Annotated in this window: 20 protein-coding genes and 2 pseudogenes; 13 read left to right on the top strand and 9 right to left on the bottom strand. The window is 52.6% G+C overall.

Annotation, left to right across the window (positions count from 1 at the left end; all coding sequences use genetic code 11):
- Window positions 1-34: 34 nt before the first annotated feature.
- Together BW940_RS17475 and BW940_RS17470 are read right to left on the bottom strand one after the other, a co-directional pair.
- Window positions 35-3,274 carry a homing endonuclease associated repeat-containing protein gene (locus BW940_RS17475; RefSeq protein ID WP_076610479.1) on the bottom strand — a complete coding sequence of 1,080 codons (3,240 nt, stop codon included), beginning with the start codon at window positions 3,272-3,274 and terminating at the stop codon, window positions 35-37.
- A gap of 14 nt (window positions 3,275-3,288) precedes the next feature.
- Window positions 3,289-6,051: a DEAD/DEAH box helicase gene (locus tag BW940_RS17470; protein WP_076610478.1), complete on the bottom strand. Its 2,763-nt coding sequence runs from the start codon at window positions 6,049-6,051 to the stop codon at window positions 3,289-3,291.
- 479 nt (window positions 6,052-6,530) lie between these two features.
- Here BW940_RS17470 and BW940_RS17465 point away from each other — a divergent pair.
- Window positions 6,531-7,055, top strand: a pseudogene (locus tag BW940_RS17465) (zinc ribbon domain-containing protein); the annotation flags it as partial.
- Between the two features lie 283 nt (window positions 7,056-7,338).
- Here BW940_RS17465 and BW940_RS17460 read toward each other — a convergent pair.
- The gene (locus BW940_RS17460) at window positions 7,339-8,283 is read right to left on the bottom strand and encodes a homing endonuclease associated repeat-containing protein (protein WP_076610477.1); all 945 of its coding nucleotides are present in this window, start codon (window positions 8,281-8,283) and stop codon (window positions 7,339-7,341) included.
- 235 nt (window positions 8,284-8,518) lie between these two features.
- Here BW940_RS17460 and BW940_RS17455 point away from each other — a divergent pair.
- The 4 genes and pseudogenes from BW940_RS17455 (at window position 8,519) to BW940_RS17440 (ending at window position 12,235) form a co-directional block, all read left to right on the top strand.
- Window positions 8,519-9,509, top strand: a pseudogene (locus tag BW940_RS17455) (transposase).
- 74 nt (window positions 9,510-9,583) lie between these two features.
- A complete protein-coding gene (locus BW940_RS21970; RefSeq protein ID WP_076610476.1) occupies window positions 9,584-10,291 on the top strand; it encodes an IS701 family transposase in 708 nt (235 codons plus the stop codon).
- Window positions 10,292-10,307: 16 nt separating this feature from the next.
- A complete protein-coding gene (locus tag BW940_RS21965; RefSeq protein ID WP_216819674.1) occupies window positions 10,308-10,997 on the top strand; it encodes a transposase in 690 nt (229 codons plus the stop codon).
- Window positions 10,998-11,962: 965 nt separating this feature from the next.
- Complete coding sequence (locus tag BW940_RS17440; RefSeq protein WP_076610474.1) at window positions 11,963-12,235, top strand: hypothetical protein; 273 nt, start codon at window positions 11,963-11,965, stop codon at window positions 12,233-12,235.
- Between the two features lie 102 nt (window positions 12,236-12,337).
- Here BW940_RS17440 and BW940_RS17435 read toward each other — a convergent pair whose 3' ends face one another.
- Window positions 12,338-14,074: a sensor histidine kinase gene (locus BW940_RS17435; RefSeq protein WP_076610473.1), complete on the bottom strand. Its 1,737-nt coding sequence runs from the start codon at window positions 14,072-14,074 to the stop codon at window positions 12,338-12,340.
- Between the two features lie 171 nt (window positions 14,075-14,245).
- Here BW940_RS17435 and BW940_RS17430 point away from each other — a divergent pair, with 171 nt between their 5' ends.
- Together BW940_RS17430 and BW940_RS17425 are read left to right on the top strand one after the other, a co-directional pair.
- Complete coding sequence (locus BW940_RS17430; RefSeq protein ID WP_076610503.1) at window positions 14,246-14,761, top strand: DUF7437 domain-containing protein; 516 nt, start codon at window positions 14,246-14,248, stop codon at window positions 14,759-14,761.
- A 5-nt stretch (window positions 14,762-14,766) separates the two neighbouring features.
- The gene (locus BW940_RS17425; protein WP_076610472.1) at window positions 14,767-15,312 is read left to right on the top strand and encodes a hypothetical protein; all 546 of its coding nucleotides are present in this window, start codon (window positions 14,767-14,769) and stop codon (window positions 15,310-15,312) included.
- An 8-nt stretch (window positions 15,313-15,320) separates the two neighbouring features.
- Here the strand turns inward: BW940_RS17425 and BW940_RS17420 are convergent, their stop codons facing one another.
- The 3 genes from BW940_RS17420 to BW940_RS17410 form a co-directional block, all read right to left on the bottom strand.
- Window positions 15,321-15,533: a HalOD1 output domain-containing protein gene (locus tag BW940_RS17420; protein ID WP_076610471.1), complete on the bottom strand. Its 213-nt coding sequence runs from the start codon at window positions 15,531-15,533 to the stop codon at window positions 15,321-15,323.
- Window positions 15,526-16,461: an ImmA/IrrE family metallo-endopeptidase gene (locus tag BW940_RS17415; RefSeq protein WP_076610470.1), complete on the bottom strand. Its 936-nt coding sequence runs from the start codon at window positions 16,459-16,461 to the stop codon at window positions 15,526-15,528. The genes BW940_RS17420 and BW940_RS17415 overlap by 8 nt, the downstream gene beginning before the upstream one ends.
- A 94-nt stretch (window positions 16,462-16,555) precedes the next feature.
- A complete protein-coding gene (locus BW940_RS17410; protein WP_235847838.1) occupies window positions 16,556-18,187 on the bottom strand; it encodes a GIY-YIG nuclease family protein in 1,632 nt (543 codons plus the stop codon).
- On the opposite strand from BW940_RS17410, the gene BW940_RS17405 reads away from it, so the two are divergent.
- The 4 genes from BW940_RS17405 to BW940_RS17390 all read left to right on the top strand — a co-directional run bounded on the left by BW940_RS17405 (window position 18,167) and on the right by BW940_RS17390 (window position 20,887).
- Window positions 18,167-18,802 carry a type I restriction enzyme HsdR N-terminal domain-containing protein gene (locus BW940_RS17405; protein WP_235847837.1) on the top strand — a complete coding sequence of 212 codons (636 nt, stop codon included), beginning with the start codon at window positions 18,167-18,169 and terminating at the stop codon, window positions 18,800-18,802. The two genes, BW940_RS17410 and BW940_RS17405, sit on opposite strands and share 21 nt — an antisense overlap.
- A gap of 1 nt (window position 18,803) precedes the next feature.
- Window positions 18,804-19,334 (top strand): hypothetical protein, encoded by a 531-nt coding sequence (locus BW940_RS17400; RefSeq protein ID WP_143823925.1) that lies wholly within the window; start codon window positions 18,804-18,806, stop codon window positions 19,332-19,334.
- Window positions 19,335-19,578: 244 nt separating this feature from the next.
- Window positions 19,579-19,767 carry a hypothetical protein gene (locus BW940_RS17395; protein WP_076610467.1) on the top strand — a complete coding sequence of 63 codons (189 nt, stop codon included), beginning with the start codon at window positions 19,579-19,581 and terminating at the stop codon, window positions 19,765-19,767.
- A 151-nt stretch (window positions 19,768-19,918) separates the two neighbouring features.
- On the top strand, window positions 19,919-20,887 hold the full coding sequence (locus BW940_RS17390) for a hypothetical protein (RefSeq protein WP_076610466.1): 969 nt from the start codon (window positions 19,919-19,921) through the stop codon (window positions 20,885-20,887).
- 52 nt (window positions 20,888-20,939) lie between these two features.
- On the opposite strand, the gene BW940_RS17385 is transcribed toward BW940_RS17390, so the two are convergent.
- Entirely contained in the window at window positions 20,940-21,164 is a 225-nt protein-coding gene (locus tag BW940_RS17385; RefSeq protein ID WP_076610465.1) for a hypothetical protein, read from the bottom strand.
- 137 nt (window positions 21,165-21,301) lie between these two features.
- On the opposite strand from BW940_RS17385, the gene BW940_RS17380 reads away from it, so the two are divergent.
- Window positions 21,302-21,589: an amphi-Trp domain-containing protein gene (locus BW940_RS17380; protein ID WP_076610464.1), complete on the top strand. Its 288-nt coding sequence runs from the start codon at window positions 21,302-21,304 to the stop codon at window positions 21,587-21,589.
- A gap of 169 nt (window positions 21,590-21,758) precedes the next feature.
- Window positions 21,759-22,049 carry a hypothetical protein gene (locus BW940_RS17375; protein WP_076610463.1) on the top strand — a complete coding sequence of 97 codons (291 nt, stop codon included), beginning with the start codon at window positions 21,759-21,761 and terminating at the stop codon, window positions 22,047-22,049.
- 273 nt (window positions 22,050-22,322) lie between these two features.
- Here BW940_RS17375 and BW940_RS17370 read toward each other — a convergent pair whose 3' ends face one another.
- The gene (locus tag BW940_RS17370; RefSeq protein WP_076610462.1) at window positions 22,323-22,640 is read right to left on the bottom strand and encodes a hypothetical protein; all 318 of its coding nucleotides are present in this window, start codon (window positions 22,638-22,640) and stop codon (window positions 22,323-22,325) included.
- Between the last annotated feature and the right edge of the window lie 160 nt (window positions 22,641-22,800).

The raw sequence follows: 22,800 nt of genomic DNA, 5'->3' as shown, positions 1-22,800 counted from the left end.
TCGATATCAGCACATTCATAACAACTATTTAATATTAATCTAGCTCAGAGAACTCGCTCACTATGTCTTCAAGAATGTTATCGTCTTTTTTATCTTCCTTCTTCTCGTCTTCTTTCACACCAGATTTGTCTGGGTCAATATCACCGTCAGTATTTTTGGAACCGATGTCTGCTAACTGAGATCTTTTAGTGTCAGAAAAGGCTTTTTCGACAGCTTCGGTATATGACCCAAAGTAGTTCGAGTATAGCGTTGCACTTACGTGGCTATGTCGGTTCATTTCAATTGTTGATGGCTGGTGACCTAATTCGTCGGCAACTCGGTTGAGCTCGCGGAGAAGTCGGGTCTCGTTATCGACATCTGCTGCATCGAGAGCTGCCTGCCATGATCCAAATGCATTGGAGATCTCCTGTACTGAATATACGCTTCGATCCCTGACATCGGTTGCTTTCACCACCCGATCGTTCGTGTCTGCAACACGTTTTATTGCTTGTATGTAGTCCTCTTTAGTTGGGTTCGGCGTTCCAACAAGTTCCTGGCTTGTGTTAGAGAAATGTTCGCCGGAGTCAGTTTGCTGTCTATTGTTCGCACTTTCGCCATTGACTGGCGAGACGTGAAGGTCTTTTGTGCTACTGAATTCGTGGCGTGGGCCCGAGTCAGTATCCCAAACTTTGTGTCGGGACTGCTCGAGTGTGTACGTCTCACCGACTTCCCAATCGGTTTTGATATCATGCGTCGACCATATATCGAGAGGGACCTCGGCACCATCCTCCGTTTGAATTCGTAGGCGAGCATCTCGACGCCGCCCGGGATCTGCATCGAGTTCGAGAACAGTGATTTTAAGCGTGTCCACTCGCCCCTCTGGGATTGATATTTCGTCACTGTTTAATGTCCCTGATGATTCTTGTGAATCACTTTCGGTCGTTGTTTCGTTAGAGCTTTCTGCCTCTCGGTCTGCAGTCTCACTAATGCCAGATGCGGACAATGCAGCATCGAGACTCCCAAATTCTTCCTCGTACTCGTCTGGATGGTTGTCACCTACCGAGTACAGCAGCTTTCGATCGATATCGGACCACCGCTCATCGAGTTCTTGCAATTCTTCAATTAGTTCTGTCTGACGCCGGTTGACTGAAGTTTCATTTTCATCAGCTTCCTCATGGGAATCGTCAGTCAGGCCCGTTCCTCGATGTGCCTGCTCCAGTTCATTTTCTTCTTCCGTGGACTGTATAGATGTGGCTTGGTTCTTGTCTTCTGACGAGTCATCATCTGCTACCGCACCAGGTCTTCTCGTCTCGGAGTTGGAGTCCGCAGTCTCACCGATGCCAGCCGCAGACAGTGCAGCATCGAGACTCCCAAATTCCTCCTCATACTCATCTGGATGGCTGTCTCCTATCGAGTACAACAGTTTTCGATTGATATTGGACCACCGTTCGTCGAGTTCTTGCAACTCTTCGATCAGTTCCGTCCGACGTTGGTTATCTGGATTTCCACTCTTCTGGGAACTCTCATTAGCACATTCAGCAAGTCCCACCTCGCGGAGCGCCTGTTCCAGTGGATCTTCCTTTTTCGTAGACTGCGAGGATTTATTTTGATCCTGTTCAGCTGCTGGGTCATCGTCCGTCGTTGCTGGGTCAGGGTCTTCCGAGCCGGAGTTAGACTCTACTGTTTCACCGATGTTAGCTGCGGATAGTGCATCGTCCCAACTGCCAAATTCGGCTACATAATCATCAGGATGATATTCACCAACGGTGAACATCAGTCGCCGGTCAACATCACGAGACCTGGTGTTGTTTAATCGGTTCAGTTCTGAAAGCAAGTTGGGACGAGAAGGGGTATCATCGGCTGTGGCGGTCACCGATTCTGCGTCCGTACGCTCCGAGGGAGGTGTATCCTCTGTTTCACTGGTTTCGGTTTCCAGCCGGATGTCGTAAACTCGACCAGGTCTGATGGATACTAGTCCTGATGTTGACTCGAAGTCGGGGTGATCTACTGAGAGTTTGGTCGTCCCTTCGTCAGGCGTGCTGGGCATCGTCAATACGCATCGTCCTTGCGAGTCGGTTTTGCCCGTTATCTGGAACGGGGTATTGTCAAGAGTCACCTGTGCCCCACCAATTGGAGATTCATCCGGGTCTTGGACGTAGATCTCGATCGACTGCGAGGTGCTCCCAGGGTCTCTCATAGTTCCGCTCTCTTCTTTTTTTGGTTCGTCAGCTGGCGTCTTGTCCTCGCCGAATTCTTTTTCAAGTTGATTACACTCATATGGATTTTTGACTGTCTCAGTTGTCTGGACAGTTTCTGTAAGGTCATTTTCAAGCTCCGTAGTGATGCAGTTGATCTTCTCGATAGCCTCGCCGTCTGTAGAGTGGAGATGATCAAGCGCGGTACAAAGATCAGTGTGGGCCCGAATGAGGGCTGTTTGACCGTCAGTTTCTTTTTTATCACGCAGATGTCTGCGTGCGGAATCGATATATTGGCCTGCATCCTCGTCGAGGGAGGCGACTGCGTGAGTTGGTGGCAATGGCGGCACTTCATCAGGAAAGAGCGAGGATGTACTGGTATTATCAGCGCTTGCCGACTCAGATTCGGTTCTATGTGCTGAATCGCTGGTGTCATCAGTTTCTTCCGTTTTATTCTCGGCTTTGATTGGTGAGTCGGCAACCTTAGAAGATGCTGATGCATTTTCATCTAAGGGCGTGGAGTCAGTCGACACTCCTGATAAGGGCCGCGAAGGGTTGTTGTCTACTTTGGTCACAGTTTCAGCTTTTGTTTTCTTTTTAGTTTCAGATTTGTCAGTTGCATTGGTTGCATCCCCTGCGGCCGTCTGGATAAACTCTGCTACTGCTTCGGTGTTGTCACCCTTTCGGGTGTACATATAATAGGTGACGTCACGACATACGACGATGAGTTTGCTCTTGATAATGCCTGTAATCGCGTGAGCGAACTCAACGCGAGTGAGAGGGACCTCGTAGAGTTCATCGCCATTGTTTTGACCAACAATGAAGAGGACGCGCTTGTCAGTGACGAGCCCAGCGGTCCGATATTTACTTGCTGGCGAAATAAGTTCGGTCCCGCTATCCCATTCTATCTTAACCCCTTTTGTGTGGTTTGTAACAATGTGCTGGAGGTGCTCGTCGTGGTTGAGATAATTAATGAGCGGGCCATTGTTGAAGTAGCCGACGCTCAGTATTCCGCCAGTACCTGTACTAGTCAAGAGGGTGGTGTCGATATGACCTTGAGCTTGATAGGCAATTGTGTCAGGGTCTGTATTATCGGACATTATCGTACCTCATATCAACCCTTGTTAGATATGTGATCTCTATGATCTCGTGATTTGTATCGTTCGTCTGGGAGAGTGATCTGCAGGTCAGAGTGTGTCGGCAGTGCCAGATTGGCAACTCTGATGCCTACATCAACGTGCCTGACTGCAATACGGACGGGATCGTCGAATTGGGCTCGTGAAATCGTTACTCGTCCATCCGACTGCGTCCTAAAGAACCCGGCGGTTTCGGTGCTTGTGACACTGATAGCTGCTCCCCCAACTGGTGATGCATCGCCATCAACGACGTTGAGAACACACCGATCGCGATCATCATGGTTAGCCGCGACGATTGTGACTCCATCGGGGGTGGCGCGTGGTGTCAGTATCAGCTCGGGTGATGTTTCCGTTTTCCCGACAGTAAAACGCTGGTTCTCGGACGCAAAGTCCGGATGCGTAGCCGTAATCGCAAGCACTGTTCCGTGTGGGGCTGTCACGCACCACGGCTGCTCATCGGTGTCAGCAACGGTCACGTCCGCATCACTTTCTGTTGATACCGAGAGGGCAGCGTCCACAAGTACACGGTCGTCAGGTGCGGTGACGGTTACTTCAGTTGTTTTTGTCGGTTTGTCGCTGACGGGACCCTGCTTAGACTGGGCGCTCTCGTACCAGGTGTACTCACTCCACTCGCCCAATACTGTTTGGATCTCATTGGAATTGACCTCCCAAACAGTATCGAGCAGGCCTTGCAGATGCTCGGCTTCAGCGCGATCATCAGGTAGGTCATAAACGCCGTTTTTTTGGAGCTCATTGATTGAATCAGCTCCTGCAGCGAGTAACTCTGAGAGGACGCCGTTATCCAGATCTGATGCGGTTGCAAAGCCAGGAAGATTGTTGAACCGCGCGCCAAGCGCACAGAACTCGCCAGCGTGTTCGATCAGTCGACGACCGTCCTGGCTGGGAATGGCAGCGTTCGCATCAGGGACGCCAAGAACATTATAGAAGTGAGCGTGCTTGTCACCCATAGGGTTCCGAAGGACGCGGCCGATACGTTGGACGAGTTGGGCGTTCACACCACCAGTCGCCATATTAACTGCGACATTTGCCTGCGGGATATCGACTCCTTCACCGAGCAGGTCACCGGTGCCAACTACGACACCACCGGATTCGGCATCGTTGAATTCGTCGAGCCGGTCACGGAGCGTCGCCCGCGGCTGGTCGCTTGTTGCAGCCTGTACGGTTGTGATCGATAGCTCGTCACGGAGACGATCGGTGAGCGCTTCTACCTGTGCGTTGCTGTCAACGAGGACGACAACGTGGTCGTTGGTGTGGTCGGCGACGACCTCTACCATCACATCAAACTGTGGTGATAAATTCCACCGCTTCATTCGTCGTGAGAATAGTGCTGTAGAAAACGCTCGGAAATCCTCGTCTGATCGCTTCAATTCCTTACCCGCAGTTGTGTGAGAGAACGTACGAACGTCATCGAATGTCTGCAAGCGGCGTTCGGTATCGATTTCGTTGGCAGCAACTTGTTTTTTGAATGCATCGAAGTGTTCGTCAACCGACTGTGAGAGTGTAACGAAATCCTCATCATGCTCAAACTGTGCGTACCGCACCTCCCAGTCGAAGGCTGGAATGATACCGTCTTCCTGAGCGGACTCAATGTCGTACCGCTTGATTCGACGACCTACTTTGTTCTCCAACCGGTCTTGGAGCACATCACTATCCGAGCCTCTGTCATCGACCGATCCCGACAGCGCAATAATATTCTCGTCAAAGTGGTCAAGGAGATCTCCCCACCCACGGCCGGTCGCGTAATGATGAGCCTCATCCAGCACAACAAGATCGTACGGGTAGTGAGATTGGTTGATCAGGCTCTGTGGGGTCCGAAAATGAATTTCTCCCCACGAGAGGTCGATGGTGTCTGATCCTTGGGTCCGCTCTTCGGGAATGTTGAGGTGACTATCGAACTCACGGCGCCACTGCTCAAGAATGAGATCACTGTGTGCAACGATGAGGATGCGGTCATGGGATCGTGACCCAGTCCGTCCAGACAGGTCATCATATGGATGGAGACTGCCATAACGAAGTGCGATTGCTGCTAACCCTAGGACGGTCTTACCAGTCGCAGTCGCCATATCTGCGTAGCCCCGATAATCGGCGTCGCGCCACGCTTGCAGTGCGTCGAGCTGGTGATCCCACAACGGCATCATCATCTGAGGTTCATCAAGGCGTGCGAGCAACCCTTGGCCGAGGCTATCTTCGAACTCATCAACAAGCGTCTCTGCATGCCGTGCAACCTCATTATGAGAAAACAAGTCCATCACAATGTCAGCAATGGTACCAGTATCACGGTGGTGTTGTGAAGAGAGATCAACCCCTGTCTCTTTTGTAAGGAGTTTTTCGATGACTGCCTCTATGGCATGCTGGACGTTTTCCAAGCCCGTGTCGGATTGCTCAATCTGGTAGCTCAACTGATTGAGCTGGTAGACAATCGTCCCAAGGTCCGCCGCATCGACCGTCTTGTCAAGTACGCTCTCAATGTCGCCGTTGCTTCCAGCCGCCGCAATCATCCCCTGTCGGTAGAATGGACCGGCCTCCCGCGGAAAGTTGTACTGGCTGAGCTCAGTGTCGCCAATCCGGATATCTGCACTCAAATCGATCGCGATCTCATCAATGAATGACGGCCACTGACTCGTCGGGTATTTCGAGAGAAATATCTCCTGGAAACTCTCTCCGGGACTGACATGCTGTCCTGTCTGTTTATCTACCAGTCGATCAATACCTTTTCCCACAGTATCTCACCGGGTGATGATTTGTATGTGCGTTAGTTCATGACTTGTATCTTCTGGGGGTGTCTAGTTCTGGTAGGGATCAGCAGCGCACCTCGTGACCTCCTCCGCGCCGTAAACGGAGAGGGAGCGGAGTTCCCTCAAGCAGTCGGGCTACGCCCGACGACAGCGCGGCTTCCCACGGCACCGCACCGCTGGGTTGGGATATTTGCTGGTTTGTAACCCGGTCTACATGACAGGGCTACTGGCAGGGCCACACCGCCGTTACTCCTATCCCTGGCAGGGGACTCGGAGTTATTTTGTAACCGAGACACCACAGCGGTTCGAGATGGGTGTCTCGAACGTTCTGGGTCTCGGAGTCCCGATATTGTCCGATTGAGCGTGTCATACAATGGTTCTCAACAGGCATTATTCACGGCATCAATCTTGAACAAAACCAGTGACTGGCGAAACTACAGGCTCATACGCGAATTGAGAGCTGAACACAGTTCTACCACGTTCTCACGGACGCCATCATCATTGAATGTGTCGAACGCGGTGTTGGCAGGCTCGCGGTGAGTTGGCCTGAAGATGTGCGTGAGTCTGATTGGGGCAAGACCGGGAACAAGAAGTTACATTCGTGGGCATTCGACCGCATCTACCAGTACCTCGAATACAAAGGCGAGATACGTGGCGTCGAGGTACTGAAGGAGAACGAGTGGGACACTTCGAAGACCTGCTCGCACTGTGGCGACGACACGAAGTCAAACCGGGTCGAACGTGGCCTGTACGTTTGTTCGTCGTGTGAGTTGGTAGCAAACGCTGATTGTAACGGGGCGGAGAATATGCGCCAAAAGATAACTCCGAGTCCTCACGGTGAGGATAGGAGTAACGGCTGTGTGGTGGTTCGAGAGACGTAGTCTCTCGTCATCACGAAAATCAAAGATTTTCGAACGACACAGCCATCGGTACACCTGTTCGACCGCGAGAGCGGGACGTTTCACACGAGAGAACAGGTCGTGTCGTAGACCAGCAAATATCCCACCTGCGGTACGGGAAGCCGCGCCGTCGTCGGGCAACGCCCGACTGCCTGAGGGATCTTCGATCCCTCTCCGTTTACCGCGCGGAGGATGTCACAGGTAATCAGTCAGGAGCGCCGTGCAAGACTTAGAGGCCGAGGGCACCGAAAGAAGGGAGCAAAATGAATCTTTCCAAAACCCGGAAATGAAGAGATTGGCACCCACATTCCTGTGTGAAGTAACCTTTTTATTGCGGCTACAGAGGACTTATTCGACGCCGTTTTGTAACTGGTCACCCGTCCAAGTATGAGAGGTTCTCGGGGTAGGGATACTCGGAATTCAGATACTGAAGGATTTTCCGTGGATACGGTTTCCAACACGGTTCCGTCTCTAATATGTCTGGCCACAGCGATTCGAATATAGCCTTGATATCAAATGGATTGGATACGCGAACGAAGGTGTCTCCACTGGAAACCTGTGATACTGTTGGTCGCTTTGCCCCGTACTGTTCGAACCATTCCTGTAGCGTCTCACCACGTTGTAAATCATCAACAGGTATCTGCCAGCCATTGGTCGTGAAGTAACCACTTGATTCGAGAAAACCCTGAAGGAATGATGATCGATATTCGTCATCAATTACAGAGAATCCACCTTGCTCGTCGTTAGGACCTGGATAGCCCGCATCCAATAGAAACTCGATGAAGGTGGGATTCGAGAGTTGTAACTGCACGATTTGCTTGTCGGATTTGTTTTGCTGTTGCCTGCTAATTGAATAACCTGATTCAACAGCGTCAGCAAACTCAGTAACAAAATATTCTTTATATTCACTACGGCCAATTTGGAGAGCATAATTCCCCCCGGTTGGCTGAGATTGTAAGGATGAGTTAGCAACGAGTGTTCCCAACCAATATGCTTTCTCTGGGGAGTCGATTGATTGGAAGTACGTCTCGTTGATATCTCGGATCGTTCGGCGCTGATCTGTTTCCAGACCCGCTGCCTCCTTTGCCTCGTTCCACGTGCCAAACGTGTTCACGATAATATCAGCAGTCACATCTAGGTTCAGGTTTTTGAACTCCCTAATTGTAGGAGATTTTCCAAGTTCTTCGGCAGAGTATTGCAGGATCTGAATCATATCTTCCTGCTTCTTTTTGCTGATTGTAACATCGGAATCTTGCTCAAGATCGGGGAGACTCTCGGCAAGGATAGAATCGATCTCCGAAATATGGTCTTTACTCATCCCTTGCTAATTGCATTGACTCAACCATTCTATAGATTATGGTAGTCAAACTGTCCTGGAGGAGAGAGGATGGCTGTCAATTTCTGTGGACTAATCGTGATAGTACCTGACCTGCTTAGTGTAGCTTCAACAGTGAACGTCTAACGTATTTTCTCTGAGCGCGTCTTTTACTGAATGAGAGAGGCTGTCATAGAACAGTTCTCATACCAGAGAGCAGGGTGAACGCTGAGGTGGTATGAGCCCAGCGACCCTGCAAGATAATCCTACGGTAGAGACGTTCTTCAATGTCGTGGAGACGGAGACGCTAGCGCTGTTTGAGCATCTCTCCTTCGAGTTTCTCGGAGAGTTCGACGTGTTCGCCCCGGCGCAGACGGGGCGAACACGAGATCACGAACCACCCGAGATGATGCGTGGCTTTCTGCACTGCTACTACAAGGACATCTACGGCATTCGTCCGGTTGCGCGAGAACTGAACAACACAGTCATCTGGCTCAGCTGTGGCTTCGATCGACCGCCGTCGAGAGACGCGGTCGATCGCTTTCTCACCGATCTCGAACACGTTGTTGACGAGATTTTCGACCACCTCGTCGAGCAGGCCGCCTTGCGGGGCCTGCTCGACTTGACCTACTCGATTGATTCGACAGACGTGAGAACGATGCCAGCCGATCAAGACGCATCGAAATGCTACGATCCAACGGCTGAAGAGTACTACTACGGCTACGGCTGCACGATCGTTTCAACCGGTTCGAAAATCCCGATTGCAGCTGAATTCACCGAGAGCAAACAAGCCCCAGAAGAGACGGCGATGCGCGTCAAACGTGACACGCTCGCCGTCAAAACACCGGTCTGGATGCTTGGAGACAGCGCCTACGACACACTTGATTGGCACGACTATCTGCTGGCTGCAGGAGTCGTGCCAATCGCCCCGTACAACGCACGAAACACCGACGATCCACTGGACATAGAGTACAGGGTCGAAGACCGTATCAAAGAACACAGCAAGGACGTGGAGCTGAAGCAATCGACGTTAGATAAGACGTACAACCGCCGGACAGGCGTCGAACGTACTAACGACGCAGTCAAGGACTGCGGCCTCGGGCACGTCCGCGCGAGGCCGCGTCCATGCACGGGCACAAGTATTCCTTGCACTGTGCCTTCGGCTCGTCGTTGCGATCACCAACTACGAACGCGGAGATAATCCGGGGAGCACGATCATCACGGTGTGACAAGAGTTCTATCTGTACTTCCGAGGTTTAGCTTCGACAGTTGGTTTTCGGTCACAGAACGCCTCAGATGAGGTATGACGAACAACGTGACACGCAGTCAGGCCGAAGGACTACAGTTTCTCAGTGGCTACCGTTCAGCATTCACGACTCGGGTAGATGGATCGACATGGCCGAAAAATGAACGGACATGGCTGAACGCAGGCCGGTACTTCCGGGGCCTGCTGCGCCCCGGAAATCCCAACACCATCACCGACATCGCCAAGAAAATGCACACCGATCAGGAACGGCTCGAACGGTTTGTCCGTGAGAGTCCATGGGAACACGAACGCGTCGAGGCTGAGCTTCGGGAACGCGTTCCCGAAGCGATCCAAGGGCACGAAGCTGCACTGATCGTCGATGGTATGGGCATCCCGAAGACGGGACAGGACAGTGTTGGCGTCGCTCGTCAATGGTGTGGTGTGACTGGAAAACTTGACAACTGCCAGGTGACGGTCAACTGCACGCTCGCCAGACCTGGCGAGCGGCAGAATGCTGACCAACTTACCTGGCCACTGGGGATGCGATTGTTCCTGTCCCAAAAGTGGACTGGCGACGACGATGCAGACTACGAGAGCCAGCAAGAACGAGAACGCTACGCTCAGCGGCGGAAAAACACAGCTGTCCCCGCCGACATTAAACACCAGTCGAAGCCTGAGCTAGCCCTGGAACTCGTCGAACAGGCAGTCTCAACCGAGATCGATCACGGCTGTGTCGTTGCTGACAGATTCTTCGGCGATTTCTGAGCCATATGTCTTGGAAGTGTCGCCGACGGAGTTCCGGACCGTTCCTGAGGACACCGACCTTATCCATCCAGACGCGCATTCCAATCGGAAGCACGCTGCTCATCCTGAAGACGTGACGTCGGAGACGCCAGCGGAAGTCGCCGAGGCACTCGGCGACGACGCTTGGACCGAGATTACGTGGAATGAAGGGACCAAAGAACCCCTCTCCAGTGAATTCTATCGAACACGAGTTCGAGAGGTAAAACGTCGGGATACAGGGTGGGTGAGCGATGAAACAGGCTGGTTGCTCCTGAAGAACGAGAAGAACGATGACGAGGACGAAGAAAACAGTGTACTCAGAGCATGGATATGCTGGGGCGTCGACGAGGCGTCTCTGGAGGAATTAGTGTCCTGGGCACAACTCCGCTGGTGCGTAGAGCAGTTCCACAGAGATATCAAGCAAAACCTCGGTGCTGACGAGTTCCAGGGGCGAACCTGGAAGGGCGTTCATCACCACCTCGCGGTGGTGATGTTAGCCCATGCGTTCGTGGTACGGCGGCGGCTTGAGACCAGTGCAAATCACTCGGGTTTCTCATCATTCGAGGAAGTAATCGGCCAGATCGTCCGAGAATCAGCGATTCAAGGGCTGATGGAAGACAAGGGGTGTGATCGAGACCGAGCAGAGGAGTTAGCGGAGTATATGCTTCAGAGCTACTCCCCGTGGTAGCTACCTCCTCGACGAGAGCGCCTGCCGCTGTAGCGGCAGCGCTCTCTTGGTTCTTCTCTACCACCAGAATTCCAGGCAAGTACACGCGTGTGCGCGACCACATCTCTGAGTTGTTCTTAGAGTGCCACTCCCAGTCACTACTGATCCCGCCGTTCTTTTTCTCAATCAGCTCAACCTGTAGAACCTGGTCGCTAACCGTTAACTGTGGCGTTAAACCTCGGAAGTACAGCTATGACACCCTCTACGAGCTGTAGCTATCTCTAGTCGACTGTCTAGCATCCTGCCGACAAATCTCTGTCAGTGAACTGAACACAGATAATATCTCGGCATAGATCTGATTTTGATACTACGTTCAGACTATTCACTGCTGTCCGCGTATTCAGCGTCGTACGCAAGGCTATCGTATTATCATTCTTTGACCCTGACATGAGGCCTATAATCCTCCGGCGTATCTATCACTAGATCATCACTCAAAAAAGAGGTCGAAGGCAGGGTGTTTGTACAACACTTCATCGCAACCACGACACCGGGTGAATAACTGACGCTTAGCGTCCCAGTAATCGGTCCGCTCAATAATTGCGGTACCTTGCCAGCCAAAATGCCCACTAGTCGCAGTGAAATGGTCAAATTCACAACTCCCACAGACTGGACAGGGATCATCGAGCCCATTCCAGTCATCACGATCAACGCCTACAATCTCTTCCGTGGTTCTATCTTCTCTTATCACTCGAATCGGATGTTTCATTCAAAATCGCCTCCACCCAGTAAGGGAGATAAAAAATCACATTGCGTTGGTGATTGGCTGAAATGCTCGAGGGTTCTCAGACGCAGAGTCACTTCGCAAATTGGGGAGAACGGCGTCTCGAGCGGTCAGTCCAATAGAGGATTATCTGTCTCTGCGAGAGAAATAGATTTGACGGGTACTATTAAGCGGATTACTGCCGAAATGAGCATATAGAACTGCAATGGCTGGCATCACAGATCCACGACCACCACTCCCGGAGTGGATTCGCGAGTGCTACGACTTACTGTGCTCCCATGCTGATCCACCAGATAATGGAAAAGCCGCTGTTCAAGTGATCGAGTACGACGATGCCACCAACGTGCTGCTCTCTGATTCAGAGTTAGCACTCGAGCAACGGGATGTCGAGTACGCACTGACGCGGCTCCTCGAGCGAGGCTACTTCTACGAAGTTGAAGACGAACTTCGGGTCACCTCCCCGGAAGAGCAGTGTTAACGGTTCTCCGAAGAGCAGACCTGTATCTCGATAGATCAGCGCACTATGCCGATCTCGAGCCACTGCACTCTACTCGAGTGGGTCTTCCACCTCGCCGCTCCATTATCGAAATTGGCCAGAAGAGACGGCTTCGCTCTGCTGGAGATCTACCTCATACTTGTCGAACACGGACTCGAATCCCTCGTCGACGACCTGCTGGACAAGCTCCGCGAACGAACGCCGATTTCCTGGATCCTCAACAAGCGACCGAAACGTGCTCTCGAAGTGATGCCCATGCGAGGGCCGATCCCGACTCGAGGTCTCGTGGGCTGCCTCATGCAACATCACGAGATACAGGTCATGCATCCAGACGGCACGCTGACGACTCGTCACAGCCGAGTCGGTGATCACGATGTACGTCCTGCCATCGGTCCAAGCATCGGCACTCGCCTCGCCGTAGTACACATCTCGCTCAATCCCAAGCTCTCGTGCGAGTACTCGAGCAAAGCGAAGATACCGCTGCTGGTCAGCGTTCAACTGTGATTCATCCTCGATGCGATGATAGCCTGTCCACACTCCCTCTGACTCTGCTTGCTCGCCAACGTCGAACGTTTCCGGCACTGCTATCGATATGTTCTCATCGGTGGCGAGATCGCGGAGCCGCTGCGTCGCTGAATCACTTGTATCGAGGACGACGTAGCCACGCTCGACGAGCTTGTCCGCACCTTTCTGGGCACCGTCGACCCACCCGATTTTCGGTGCTGCCTGAATCTCCTCGAGACTGATGCGGGACTCGGTTGCCAGCCGGAACAGTTTGCGATCGGCCCACTGCTCATCCGATTCTGATTCGGATGCCATCGCTTCAACCATCACTTCCCGACTCTCAGCAGTCAGCCGGTCGTCCGAGACGTCCGTATATAGATCGTCACGTGCTTGCTCGAGTGCGTCGTCGATCCGTTGCCATCGATCACAGCCGGACTGGATGTCGTTACGCGCAAAGTTCAGCGTCAAGTTCCCTTTCGAGACGACGATCCCGCCGAGTCCGTACTCGCGCTTTGTCGTCACGTACAGTCCGTTGCTGTATATGTCGAGCCCGTCGTGGGGTGTGTACTCGAGTGCGAGGATCGCATCCTCAGTTTCGCGTGTGAGCGACGGGTGTGGCGAGTCGGCCACTGCCTCGAGTGGATCTCCCTTATCGACTGGCTCGCCGTTGATCACGACCGAGACGCCCGTCCGGGACTGCACGTACGCGAAGCGCTTGCGAAGATCACGAACGTAGCGCCGCCAGCGGTAACTGTCCGGATCCGGTACTTCGTCCTCGTAGTGATCGATCTCGACGAGCACTCCCTCGAGATGATGCTCAGCATCCACGAGCTGGCCATCGCGCCCGCTGATGTCCGCCCACGGTCCTGAATCGCGTCGATCTCGGTAGTCAAAGCACAGTGCGGTGTCGTGACTCCAGGTACGAACGGCACCTTTCGCGATAATCGCACCCTTGCCGATGCCCCACTCGCCGATCGTCTCGTCGTCTGACCGTTGCTTGCTTCCCGCACCCAGCACTGAGAGGTTTCGCCGCCCTTCGGTCGACTCGAGGTCAACACCAGCGCCGTCATCGAGGATGAGCGATCGTTCAGGTGAGATGCTGACCAGCACACGGGATGAACCCGGACTGTCGATGCCATTTTGGACAGCTTCGCGAATTGCGTCTGTGAGATCCGCCATCTGATCCTCAATTAGGTACGTTGCAACCCGCTCGTCAGCGGTCATCGTCACGGTCTCGTCAGTCGATGGTTGATTGGCTGGCCTCGCTTCAGTCGTTTCGTTCGTGGCGAACTCTGCTAACGTCGGATGTTCTGTCATGGTGTCCACCCCTGTGGCACCACAAAAACCGAACAGAGCAACTCAGGCGCTTTCTTCTAGTCACGGTTGCTGCTGGAATTGGTGACCCGATTCAGACAATGCAATCTTGCTTTGTCCTGTCAGTCTTTCGTAAAAAGGCTTATTGCGGTCTGCGTGCAATTCGCTACTAAGATGTCCACAAAAGAAGCAGATTGGAATACGCCTCTTGATACTGGAGGTGAGGCGTTTGAACTCCTTAGGAACGCCCGAAAAGCGTGGATCTATACCTATATCCGTCACAACGCGGAAACTACGACCGACGACGTTGTCGATTCCCTTGAGATCCCACAACGGACTGCCTACGACTATATCAACGACCTCGAGTCTGCAGGATTCATTGAACAGTCGAACGAGGGACGGCCCGCACGATATACTGCCCGTGAAGTCGATCTTCAACTCGTTCAGGATGATGTCCAACGGCAGATCACGCCGGCATTGATTGAGGCGATTGCACGCCGAAAAAAGGATGAGAATATCGATACGTACATCGAACGCCACGGTTTAGACGGGCTTGCGGTCGCTCTCGAGTATGCTCGGGAATATGTTGATGGATCTGTAACCCATCGAATTATGGCCCGAGAGCAGGAGATCGCCGCGTTAGAAGCGGGTATCATTCTGGACGCACTTCGCCCCGTCGTTGAGGAGTGATTTGAATGGATGCCGACAGAGAACTCGTTTTTCTTGACTCATCAGTACTCATCAGTTGTGGACGGCGAGGAAGCGGACGGTTCCAAGCACTAGCTCGCGAAGCCAAGCAGCGAGACGTTGTATTTCGAATTTCTCCGCAAGTATATGCTGAAGTCTCTGGTGAGACAGCGATCGATGGATACGAATCAAGTGATCTTGCTGTCGACGTAGCATTGCGCAACGGTTGGATGAAAGTCACTGAAAGCCCATCCTATTCGACACCTGAAGTCTCGAAGGTCATGGACCAATCGCGGAGATTCATTGCGACTGCTAGCGACCGGCCAGAGGATATCGTGGAAAAGGCTGATACGGAGATTATCGGTCTGGCGCTCCAGATGCTTAGTGATGGAACGGCTGACCAGGTCATTATTGTAACAAACGATATTCCACTCGGCGAAGCGGCAGAGTCGCTGATTCCCAAGTATGGATTCACTGCTGACCAGGTGACCTGGCTTACCGGCGGTGAGCTTGCACCTGAGCTCAAAGAAGACTTTGTGTCTGAATTTGATTGACTCTTCTACTATATAGTGACAGTCACTTCTGAGTCCATAACCAGCACACGGAATTCACCAACCGAGAACCGAATCTCGAGTTCAGTGTGTGGGCTTGTCGAGTCTACGAGTTGCTCGAGGGCTTCGACGTCGATTACTCGCTGCAGTTGGTATTCGTCACGAGCGAGTCCCTGTTCTTCGAGCGCATGAACGATCTCGAGCAGAAGCGACTCGTCACTCACTGCCCATCACCTCGTCGACAACGTCGATGATCTCCTGAGCGGTCGAACTAATGCGCTCGAGTCGATCGAGGATTGTCTCTGGCTCATCTCCTTCCCATGCAGCGAGGTAGAACGCTGACCCACTCGTGTCCAGCCCGAAATACCGACCGACGATGTAGGCAACGGCTTCGGCCTCGAGTTCACGTTTCGACCGTTCGTCCTCGGTATCGATACCACCGTGCAGCAGTGCGTGCGCGTACTCGTGAACGAGTGTGACGGCGAGATCTGCCTCGTTTTCACGATCACGAACTTCCACAAGGGGCTGCTTCTCCAGGCGATACTGACAGACGCCCTTGGCGCTGCCGTGAGACCATTTTCGAGGAGACACGACCTCGACAGCTACCTCGAGTGCGGACGACGCCTCGAGGAGTGCTGGGACCAATTCGCCGGCATTGCCGTTCGCCTCAGTCTCGAGTTCTGGAAGTGGTTCGCCTTCTGTCTGCGATATATCGAAGACTGGTGCTGGTCGAAAGCCGACGAGTCCCTTGTTCCACTCGGCAGGCTCAGTGTCGTCATACTCACAGTCGCTGCGTTCGTGGTACGATGGCGAGTTCCCGCATTCAGGGCACTGTTTCGCAATGATGGGTGCCCAGATCCAGATTGCTGTTTCACCCTCATTCACGTGTCGATCGAACTCGTTCTGCCACGTTCGGTAGCCGGCAACGCGCGTTGCGTGCGGACACTGAAGTTTGATCAACAGCGTGTTTCGGTGCGAATAGTCATGGAAGCGACTCTGAACGTCCAACCACTGTTTGAATTGCTCGCTCGAGACGGCTGAATCGACCTCCTCAACAAGGTCCTGAATCCATGTTTCGATCGTACTGTGCATCTCGTCGTGCCGGGTGTCCGAATCGTCGAACGTCTCCCGGGTGCTGCTGCTCGTAGCCATACTCAATTTATGTCTTCCCGAACTCAACTTGAGAAGACCTCCACCCCTCGGAGGGTCTCAAAAAACACGTCGGCAACGAGCAGCTGCAAAATCGCTAGTTAGTGGACGTTGGCGTCATCATTTTGATTGGCGCATCGTCTGGTGTCCCGCTCTTGTTCAAGAGATCCTCTGGATATGCGTCGTACGCTGTCCCGATCAGCAGTGGTTCGACTTCTGCGAGCGTTGCAGGTGTTCCATACGGACTGCTGTCTTCCGCACTACTCCAAGCATAAACCCAGAGGTACGCTTGTTCGGACAACTTTCGTGAGTCTGGTTCGAATAGCGCTTCGACCCAGTGTTGTTTACGTTTGTCCTCACCGGCAAGTGCCAGCGAGAGTTCGCCGATATGCCAGTAGTTTCCGCCACCCCACCGTGCAAAGCTTCGGGTCGCATTCCGTTCGTAGGCTATCTCAGTAAAGTTCGAGCTCAGTTCTCGCTTCTTTCCATAGGCCTCTGCCTTGCCGATATACCGAGGTACGATATCTGTGGGTGTTGCAGTTGCTGCAGATCCCTCGAGTTGGTACATGACATACAGCAAGCCATCGTAGCCATCCTCACGAATACCATCACTGCCAACACACTTTTGACCTTCACGACGAATCCGGGCATCAATCTTAGCAGAGCGCTCGAGTGTCTCATCATCACTCGTCCGAACCTGCAAGTCGTCGGTCACATCAAAGAGCGGGATCGGATCCGACTGTCTCTCATTCTGAATATCGTCGAGTATGTACTCTGCTGCCCACTCTCTCCAGCACTCGGCCTTTGTCACGGAATTATTTCCCACATTTATTTCGTGACTTGGCGGTCGTGTGGCCTGTGATGCGACTTCGTCTTCGACCCATTCTAGACCAGCCTTGCCGATTTCGTGTAGGACCCGATTCGGAACGAACTCCCGATTGGCGAAGATCCGCTCGTACTCGGGCTGTGCGTGAACCAATCCAACGAGCTTCGCCTCGAGTTCCTGGCGATACGTCTCGAAATCGTAAGGACAGAATCCGAACTCGTCGACGTCGGCGATCCAGACGTACAACGGGCAGTCCGCACGTTCAGCAACTGCTGCGATCTGATCGTACTTCGAGAAGCTTCCCCACTTGTCGTCGTCTTCCCACTCCGTAACTGGAAGCGAATCGCGGATCTTCCGGGAGTGTTGTCCGATCCGTGAGCTGATGTCGTTCGATTCGCCTACATACACTGGGATCACACTCTGCGCGTCTACGACCGGTCCGTCCAAGAGGTAGATCAGATAGAGATAGTCACCGTCGTTCATCCCCCATTTGTAGCTCCCCAGTGCATCACTTGTTTCGAGTCCGTTGTCAGTAGATTCGAAAAACGGGACTGGGTCCGGTGTCTCGTCAGAGCGGAGGTCCGGCAAAAGCGTCTCCTCGAGCCATGATTCCCACACTACCGCTTTGGTCGTTGAGTTATCTAAATACTGCTCTTTCCCGTTCATGTATGATGGTTGTACTATCTGAGTCGCTCTCCAGTGATTAATCCCTCTGTTGGAATCTGCACCACAGCGTCGTGGTGCTTGAGCAATGGGGGTAGCCCTTGTAGTATGCCTTCCCCTGTGAAACACGAGCGTGACATCGGACTTGAGTATTAGAGAATGAGATGTCTCTGACGACTCTTTCCCTAACCCTTTGTGAGTCAGATTATTATCAAGAGTATGGAAGAGTTTATCGAGCACGAGAAATTGGCCTCTCTTCTAAATAGTATCGGAGATCGAGTTGAAGACGACCATTCTGAGCGAGAGATAGAGTTGATGTTCCTAAACCAGGGATTCTTTCGCCTTCTCGGCTACGAGGATGTGGGAACGACCCTCCGGAGCGAATACACCCTCCCGAGTGGAAAGAAGGCAGATTTCATCACATCCGGCAAGAAAGACGAGATACGGGACTCACAGACAGTCGTGTACGAGTTCAAATCACCAGGGAGGAAACTCACTCGCCACGAAGAGCAACTATTCGGGTATATGACGGAGATTTCCGCGAAATACGGAGTTCTCACGAACGGCCACCGATTACGACTGTATCGAAACACACCGACTGGGCCCGAACATCTCCCTCAAGCCGACCTGACACTAGGAGCGGTAACTGAAGGGGATGCGAGTATATTGATTATGCCGTTGGGGTACTTGAGTATCGAAGAGCGAAATATTCGTACAGTTGCTGAACATGCCGCCGAAGAGGTTGTGAAGACGATCCCGCCGAACCTCCGATTGGACTATTCTGAGCCGCAGTTGGATGTCTTCGCCGAACACTTTGCAGACTATCTTCGGGACAAATACCGGGAGTCACGGTAATATGTCTTCAGAAGAATCAACGAACAATGATTTTCCGCATCCTCCGTATCTGATTCGTCTCCTTCCCAGTGAGGCCATTTCACATCAGATCGTTCCTGTAGGATCACGCCCTGTGTATTACTACGAGTGGGTTCCAGTGGCAGCCGACGACGAAGAGCAACCGAGTGATGTTCTGTCTACTATCGACGTGCTTCTGGAGGCCGATCCTCCCAAACTATTCATCGAAGGGACTCAACAGCCGATAGTCGGTGATGTAGATCGAACCGAAACCGACCAGTTACGAGTGAACTACGTTCGACTGGGCGAGTCAAAACCGCCTGGAACGTATGAATTCATGTTCCGATTCGTATTGGACGAACCACTCCGACTGCGTCGAGGAGATGGTACCGAAGACGTATGGGCTGGCCAATACGAGTATTCGGGATCGTTTTCGGTTCGGCAGGTCGAGGACCGGGACCCGCTTCCAACGACAGAAAAGAAAATTACGACAACGAAACAGTTCGTTGACCCGGACTGGTATTGCTCGAAGTAGTCGCGAGTCTCACACAGATTTCTTTTCGATGTAATAATTCATTCGTCTGTTATGAGAACGTCCATCATATAGTAGCGGTCGTAAACCCTTTGCCAGATTGACATTGTTGTGTTTAGCATGGATGTTGAAATGAGCCGCCGACCGCTCATGTATGCTGTTCTCGCCGGGACCATCACCAGCGGTATTGGCGGATACGGATGGCGCGAATACAGTAGACGGAATCACCTTGATCTCAGTTTGATCGGTGAAAACCGTTCTGAGGAGCCAGTGGATCTTTCTCTCCGCCGTCAGCGAGTCAATAGAACTCACCAATGAGGAGATTGTTGACCGGCTCGGGGAGGATGGTTGGGGGGTCAAGAGTGTGAACGTGAAGATCGTGATCACCGAAGACCGAACACTCGAAACAAACGTGTTGTCCCCAGATTCCGGATGAGATTTCGGCGAATAAGAACTATAATTGACAAACAAATAGCGTTCAGTTTGTATATATGTCCACTATCCAATCCACTACTTCAATTAGTGAAAAAGTTATCCGACACCTGTTGAGTGCAAAGTTTAGTCAGGATGGCGCGTAACTTCTCTATATGCCATTCAGCGTCAGTTGGCACACGCTTCTCGAGCATCTTGATGAGTTGCCGGCGGACGCGACACTGATCACACCGTTGTCGCACTCTCGCATCCACATCACAGATGTCCAGGAACACCGCGTTATTGTCCAGTTTGACGAGTCCAACGAGAAGCGTCCGCTCCAACGTGAGCAGTTCGAGACACTCTACCATCAGATACAGACTGCACATGACGGGTTTGATCTCGACCGACTCCCGCCAGATGCTGATCCGTATCCAGCGGTGTTGAGTGTTCATCCTCGGTTCGAGATCGACGAGGACGCGGGTGTAATCGCTGAGACAGACGGACCGACGACGACCCAACTGGCCGACACGGCACACGAACCTGATGACGACGACCGCACCGAACCAGAGGGACTCAATGTCTACTCGGATGGCCTGCTGCTGATCGATGCACTCGAGCGCCACGACGTAACTGACCTGCCTGAGTTGGAGACGGCCACCCTCGTAAATCTCTATACGCTGCTGTCGGATGTCCAGCGTGACGCTAACGACTTTCGACAGGAGGTCGCCGATGTGCTTCTCTCCCGGCTCCATCACGACCGGCCTGTTGCCGGTCAGTATGGCTCGGTCCAGCGCACGAGTCGCCGCAACCGCTCGCTCAAAGATGATGAGGACGTCCTCTCGATGCTCGAGGCGGAAGGGATCGACCGCGAGCGGGTCATGAGCGTTGACCGGCAGAAAGTCGACGAAGCACTCGAGGTGACGACGCTCACCGAGTCCGATGTCTACGAGATCGATGAGAGCGAGTACGTTCGCAAGGCGGAGGTCGACGACGACGTCAAAGAGTCACGCCTCCAAGGATTGAAGGATCGACTTGCTGCCAGTGAGGAAACAGAAGCCGAGGAACTGCAACAGGAAATCGAAGCACTCGAAGACCGTATTGACGACCTCACAAGCTTCCGTGCAGGGACGGAGATACAATAACAACCGTTGAATCCCTCTCGGAGTCCTGCAATTTGTCAGCGAACGTGCCAGATTAGTCATCATCCTGTGTGCGGAGTTCACTGGCTTTCTCTTCGAGTTGACGGAGAATCGGGACACGTTGTTGGTGCTGGTTTTCGTAGGCGACGCAGGCCCGCAACGTATCCATATCGTAGATCGTCTCGATACTGGCGTCGATGAGTCGCGGATTCGGTGGCTCGAGGCGCTGTGCTGGTGAGAGATCGTTCGAGTCGTGGGAGTGCTCTGGAGTGTTACTCATTGAATGGTGCCTCTACTCCTGTTGAGGCACAACAAACTGTACCGATGCTATCGAGACCTGCCGTGAGTGTGAAGACGGTACTCTCTACAGTAAGTACAGGGGATTCACTTATTGGTGCAGGCAGCATATTGTTCATTATGCCTGAAGAAGTCCTATTCAAATCCGAGAGTGACCAGACCCGAGAAGAAATCGCATCGTATCTCCGCAGTGTCGCTGATAAGCTCGAACAAGGGGATGCTGTCACACTCAAATCTGATTCTGAGTCCGTAACAATGGAACCACCAGCGCGCCCGACGTTTGAGGTCAAAGCAGAACGCGAGGGGCCAACGGACGGGCCCGGTGAATTGAGCATTGAGTTCGAACTCGAATGGAACGAGAACGGCAATAAGGAGGACGGCGGGAGCGGCCAGTTAGAAATCGAGTGATCAATTAGCATTTGTAGTGACCGTCTGTTTCACATAGGGCTGGGTTCAACAACCCCCTCGTGGGTTTTTATCAATCGAAAAACCAATGAATTTAAAACTACCGGTAAATCACTGTTACTAATATGATATCATATTAGTATCTAATATCAATTGATAGATAATAGTGATAATGAAACTCCGACAACCAACAGACTTCTTGATTCTCGAGGCACTCGAGGAAACGGGCCGAAACGTTGCGACGAATCTTAAGGCACACACGGGAAAGAGCCGGAAGAACATCAACACTCGGCTGCCGATGCTTGCAGACTACGGTCTCGTACGCAAAATCGGACCCAAGGAACAGTCCGGGCTCTACGAAATTACATCAAAGGGGGAAGCGGCACTCGCTCACAGAGACGCGTACGATGAGGTGGTCGATTTCGAACAGCTGATCGAAGACGAGACGATATCTACTGGTTGAGGTGTGTTTTCACCTCGAGACTGGTAGTAGAGGATTATTTTCTTTTGAGTGTTCACTAATCGAATTAGATGTTCCAGATGTAAACTCCGTTCTATGTGAACACCTCTCTTTTTCATGGAAATTAGCGTCGATTCTCATACGTCCCTGTGTGAAAGATCACGAATGTGTTGAAATTGACATGCAAGACTTAGAGGATAAGTTCAGCACAAGGGGTTCCTTCTACTGACACCGTGTGGGCTGGCTTAGCCGCAAGGTCCTAACTGGGCGAATCAGTCACCAGTCGCAGTCGACGGCCGTGTGTACCTGAAACGACGGGGGTTCGTCTACGTAGCCGTACTCGAACAGAACGTACGGACAAATCTCGTCGGACTCAGCTCCGCCGTCTTCGAACAGCATTTCACTCGTCAGCTGATCATCGACGACGCCGTGAATCGCGACGGGGTCGTCGTTCCCGGCGAGATCCATCGTTACGGACTCGGTGCTGGACGGCTCCACCCCGTGCGACTCCCAGCCTTCGAGGCCGGCGGTCGTTTCGACGGCGAAGCGGAACAGCTGTTGATCGGGGGTGTGGTTGACGAGTCTGATCTTCATTGGGCCGATCGTGGCTGAATCGGATCTGAGGCTGGTGCAGCCGGCTACCAACGGGAGTACCGAACTCGCCCCGAGGGCGAACCGACGACGAGTGGAGGGCATATATTTATTTATCTAGATGGTTTTCCTTTGTTTTTCCGATAAACACGTTCGAGCTACG

This window comes from Natronorubrum thiooxidans, assembly GCF_900156475.1.
GTDB classification, from domain to species: domain Archaea; phylum Halobacteriota; class Halobacteria; order Halobacteriales; family Natrialbaceae; genus Natronorubrum; species Natronorubrum thiooxidans.
The sequence above is the reverse complement of the archived record's forward strand: the minus strand, read 5'-3'. Positions and strand labels throughout refer to the sequence as shown.